The sequence below is a fragment of the Nocardia nova genome (assembly GCF_002933465.1).
Classification (GTDB): domain Bacteria; phylum Actinomycetota; class Actinomycetes; order Mycobacteriales; family Mycobacteriaceae; genus Nocardia; species Nocardia nova_B.
Genome location: NZ_PSZE01000066.1, coordinates 1 through 5,111, shown reverse-complemented (window position 1 = coordinate 5,111; position 5,111 = coordinate 1). Strand labels below are relative to the sequence as shown.

Annotated in this window: 4 protein-coding genes; 3 read left to right on the top strand and 1 reads right to left on the bottom strand. The window is 62.5% G+C overall.

The annotated features are described in order from the left end of the window. Positions 1 to 439 precede the first annotated feature (439 nt). The 3 genes from C5E41_RS32650 to C5E41_RS32640 are packed head-to-tail and all read left to right on the top strand — an operon-like array spanning position 440 to position 4,256. Positions 440 to 1,483, top strand: a complete 1,044-nt coding sequence (locus C5E41_RS32650; protein WP_181063536.1) for a serine/threonine protein kinase — start codon at positions 440 to 442, stop codon at positions 1,481 to 1,483. Next, the gene (locus C5E41_RS32645; RefSeq protein ID WP_146097783.1) at positions 1,480 to 2,136 is read left to right on the top strand and encodes an ABC-three component system middle component 2; all 657 of its coding nucleotides are present in this window, start codon (positions 1,480 to 1,482) and stop codon (positions 2,134 to 2,136) included. The genes C5E41_RS32650 and C5E41_RS32645 overlap by 4 nt, the downstream gene beginning before the upstream one ends. Beyond that, complete coding sequence (locus C5E41_RS32640; RefSeq protein WP_219823314.1) at positions 2,133 to 4,256, top strand: hypothetical protein; 2,124 nt, start codon at positions 2,133 to 2,135, stop codon at positions 4,254 to 4,256. Before C5E41_RS32645 ends, C5E41_RS32640 begins: the two co-directional genes overlap by 4 nt. A gap of 349 nt (positions 4,257 to 4,605) precedes the next feature. Here the strand turns inward: C5E41_RS32640 and C5E41_RS32635 are convergent. Next, a partial coding sequence (locus tag C5E41_RS32635; RefSeq protein ID WP_181063535.1) for a peptide deformylase occupies positions 4,606 to 5,111 on the bottom strand: 506 nt, incomplete at its 5' end.

The following is a 5,111-nucleotide window of genomic DNA, read 5'->3' as shown; positions in this document are numbered from 1 at the left end:
GCTGGCCCGCTCCCGCGGCCTTACCGAACCCACCGAACAGGAGGAAACCACCACTCCAGCACTGACCGCCTGACCAAACAGGATCACGCGGCAATCACCCCGATACACCACACAATTGGACTTGACCGGGAAAAGCCGGCGCCCTGTCGCGTATGCCATCGACATCGTGACGCACCTGATATCGCCACATGTCGGCGGACGGACGCAAACCCACCGTTCGGCGGAACACAAGCAGATCTCTGACGGATCCACGCACGATCCCCGCTACCGGCGCGGTGCACCGTGATCATGCCGTACAGGTTCCGATTTCATGGTGGTGATCGTCGGTAACGTGCTGTACTGATCCGTCGATGGGTTTGACGAACGGCACACTCTCAGCCGAGCCGTCTGATTACTAACCAGGGGGATGTGGTTGACGATGTCGCAAGACACTGCCCTCGTGTCGGAATCATCGGCCGCGGGAGTGCCTGCTGGCGAGGCACGCATCAACTTCGCCGCGCATCAGGTACGAGCCAACGCGCATGGTGCCAGGCAGGACTTCGAGGAAATGATCGGCCAGCTGGTACGAGCGGTCCGACCAGGAGTGGTGGTGCCCAGGGTGGTCGCGGCGAATCCTGGCGATTGGGGCATCGATGTCTTCGTCGGCGACCTCGGCGGCGCGGTGACCGTATGGCAGTCGAAGTACTTTTTCCCGGAAGTTACCAAAAGCCACCAAGCAAAGATCCGCGATTCCTTCGACTCGGTTGTCAAAAACGCCGCGAAGGAGGGCTTCACGCTGACGCAGTGGATCCTGTGCGTCCCGTCGAGCATGGACGCTCCCACCACCAGCTGGTGGGACCGGTGGAAGAAGAAGCAGGAGCGCGAGTTCCAGATCGTGGTCGAGCTCTGGGATGAGACGGAGTTGCGTAGCTTGCTGATCTCTCCTGATGCCGGTGCGGTGCGCAGACATTACTACGAGCCAGTCCAGGCGGCACGGCCTGGAGCTGAGGTCGTTGGCCTTGCCGACGAGGACGCCGACAGGTTGGAAACGGCGCTGTTCGTCCGCCAACTGCGGGAAGCTGGCCACGTTGAAGTCACGTCGTCCAAGCAACAGTTCTTCAACGCCGAACTCATGGCGCGGGAGGTTGTGGACAAGGGGGTTCCCGTCGAAGTCGCTGCGCTCGCATCGGCCGACACCGTAGTGCACAGTCTGTGGGAGGACCACTTCAACGAGGCATGCCAAGCCCACGAAGGCGCGCGTCTGCCTGGTTTGCACAAGTCGGTGATGGGCGAAATCCGGGCGCAGCACGCGGCTCTGGGAGCTGGTCTCCCAGGCGGTCCTGTACACACCTGCGGATTGATGCACCGTGTGGTCGACAACCGCAGAGCAGGCTGGGTAAGGCACTGGCGTCAGGTCGCCGATGAACACGGGCGGGCCCACGAGGCGCAACTACTCGATGACACCACCAGCGCGTCCAAACCATCTGCGACGGAGACGTCATGAAGACACCTCATGTTCTCGCCGAAGATGCCAGAGATTCCGCACCGGTCGTCGTGCCCGAGGACGACGTCGTCTTCCGTCTGGCGCAGTTGCTTCTCCTGCTCGCGGCGTTGCAGCGTCTGCGACAGCCTGGTATCTCGTTGGAACGGTTGGGCTGTTACGACTTTTTGGTCGCCAACCCTCTTCTCGTGCTCACCGATGAGGACGACATCGACCGCAAGCGCCTGCTGATGGCTGGCTTCGATGGTCGCGCATTGAGCTATGCGAGTCCGGCGCACCGCTTCACCACCCGCCGAGAACGTCTCCAGCATGATCTGGCGTTGCTCATCGCCTACGGTTTGGTCGCGCCCACCGTTGACAAGAGCGTCCTATACCGGATCACTCCGGCCGGGCTGGACCTCGCAGGGAGGTTCACTGCCGTCTATGCGCGGTCTTACCGCTTGTCGGCGGACCTCCTCATCCGCAAGCTGGCCCGCTTGAGCGACAAGCGCCTCCGTGAAGCAATCCGTGCATGGACCACGGTTGGAGCCGACGGCCCGCGACCCGAGGCGCTCAACCTCCTCGACGCCGTCGATCTGTTGCAAGATCGCCGACCGATCGAGCCGTGGCTCGAGAGCACGGCAGCGTCAAACTCTGTCGACGGACAGGCCACATGAGCGCAACAGAAGAGCCGGCAGAGACCGACTCCACCAAGCCCGTACCGGCAGAGGTCGATGCAGAGCCAACCTCCGGCACACGTCTGGGACAGGGCCAGAGGCAAGGTATCCGGGTGCTACGACTTCGCCTGAAAGGCATTGATCGGGACTACGAGGTCGACTTCCAGGACAAAGAGGTGGGAGGCCCGAAGTCCCTTTCAGTGATTGCTGGAGCGTTCAGTACGGGCAAGTCCTCTGTACTGGAGTTCATCGCCTATTGTCTTGGCGCCGGAAGTCACCCACAGCACCCGGAAATCCTGCGCAAAGTCAGGTCTGCACTGCTGGAGGTAGAACTCGGCGGCCAGCCGCACGTCATCGAGCGCGCTGTGGGCGAAGCCTCGACCGCTGCCTTCGTCCGGCCGGGTCGCCTTGGCGAGATCGAAACCCCGCCGATGGAAAAGCGGGTAATCAAACCCGCTGGCGATCCACAGAGTCTGTCCAGCCTGCTGCTTTCCTACTGCGGCCTCGAGGGAGTAGAGCTGCGGGAAGCGCCCACACAGGCAGATTCCGACACCGACCCACTCAGCATCCGAGACCTGCTGTGGCTGTGTTACATGCCCAACGAACGCCTCGATGACAAGAACCTTCTGTTCGAGAAAAGCGCTCACATGAAACGGTTCAAGCTACGTCAGGTTGTGGACGTGGTGTTCGGGGTCCACGACGACAAAGCCATCGAACTCGGCCGCCGCGTTAAGGAACTGGAAACGAGGCTGAGTCGCGCGCGCAACGAGTACGACACGAGCCAGGCCTTCCTCGATGAGCAAGAGCTTGGTACACGTATCCAACTCGAACTGACCCGCGACGAAGCCGAGAGGGCGTTCGCAGCAACGATTCGCGGGCTCAACGATCTGGACAACCAGATCCGTGCAGCCTCCAGTTTCGCTACGGAGTTGCGTTCAAGGCACCGCGACGCCGCGCGCCGCGCCCAACAAGCCGCTGCCTTGCTCCGCGACCGCGAGACACAGCTGCGCAGGTTCATCCCCCTACGCGCTCAATACGCGGACGACATCACCAAACTCACGATGCTCGCCGAAGCGCGGATGCTGTTCGACCCCCTCCAGGTAAAGGTGTGTCCGGCGTGCCTGACCACTCTGCGGGAAGCGCCCCACATCTCCGACGGCCACTGCACGCTGTGCACCTCCGAAGTCACGACGCAGCAAACCGAACAAGTCGAACCGGGCCGCGCCCAAAACGGGAACATCCGGGCAGCCCTCACCAGCTCTGACCGTGCCATGACGGAGGCTAAGTTCGATGTCTCGTCGGAACTGAGGGCAACGAAGAGCCGTCTGGCGGAAATCACTCAATACGTCGAGGAACTCGACGCGGAGCTAGGTCGGCTGCGGACCGCCGCCGAGGTAGCCGATACCGCCGAGGCCGAACTCGCGCGCGCAGTCGATGCGGCCACTAACAAGGCCGTCAGCCCTTTCCTCAGTCAACGCGATGACCTGATGCGCCAGCAACAGGCCGCGGCCGCCAACCTGGAACGGGCACGAACCGCGATCAAGATGCTCGACAGCCTCGACCGCCGCGCCGCAGCAGTCACACGACTCGAAACCGCCCTCAACGCCCTCCGCAGGGAACTGGAACAAGCCACAGTGCAACCCGACCGCAACGACGTCATCCACCGCATCAGCGAACGGTACGCGGGGATCCTTACCTCCTGGCGGTACCCCAAACTCGAACAAGCCTTCATCGACCACAACCTCGTCCCCCACATGCGAGGTGCGAGCTACATCCACACCTCATCAGGTGCGCGCACCTTGATCTCTCTGGCCTGGATTTTGGCCATCTTCGAGATCGCCTGGGAGACCGGCAGCGCCCACCCCGGTTTCCTCATGATCGACAGCCCCCAGAAGAACCTCGGCCAAAGCGGCGACCGTGACGCCGAGTTCGCCGACAGCGTCGCTGTTGCGGACTTCTACAAGCACCTCCACGACTGGCTGACAGGGCCGGGCGAAGGCGCTCAAATCCTTGTGGTCGACAACGCCCCACCGACCTCAACCGACGACGACGTAGTCGTCCGCTTCTCCCGACGAGCAGACCAGCCACCATACGGACTAATCGAAGACGAGGTGGCCTGAGTCCCACGGGTGGTGCCATTTCAAGGATGTTCATGCATGGTGAGCACGGATGGGTCGACTCGCCCACGGACAGCCCGTCAATGAAAATGGACAGTGCCACCGACACTCGCCACCAGGCCCTCCATGTGCAAGCTAGATCACATCGAGATCGGCGGTCGCCCATCACCTCGACAGCGACCATGGTAGGTATACGCGTGAATCCCGACATCGGCGTCAGTCTGACATGCCCGCAGAGCAGGTGACAGTTATCCGAGCCGAAAACGCAAGCAACGCAACAATTTACACAAGACTTTAGAATTTGACTTGTAGAGACTAGAGCCTGGACTCCGATGTTCGCCCTCGGAAAATGTCACTGCTCGTAGGTCCAGTTCTGCCCGCTGAGCCGGTACTCCTCGACGGGTATCGGCTTGATGCCGGGGCGCATGCGGGCGGTGTACAACGCGCCGTCGAGATGGTCGAGTTCGTGGTACACCAGCCGGGCCAGGCCGTGGTGGTAGTCGGTGGTGATGAGTTCGCCGGTGAGCGTGGTGGTTTCGACTGTGATGTGCAGGGGCCGGGGTACCAGTCCGCGCACGTCGAAGAAGCTCAGGCAGCCTTCGTACTGTTCGTCGGTGTCGTCGGACTGGTCGATGACGCGGGGGTTGAGCAGCACGATCTCCGGGGCGGCGGTGTCGGCGGGACGGACCACGGCCGCGCAGCGGTCGATGCCGATCTGGGGTGCGGCGATGCCCATGCCCTTGGCGAAGGGGTGCACGCGGGCGACGCGGTCCATGGCGGCGAACAAGTCGTCGCAGACACCGCCCGCGTGCACCCCTTCGCCAAGGGCATGGGCATCGCCGCACCCCAGATCGGCAT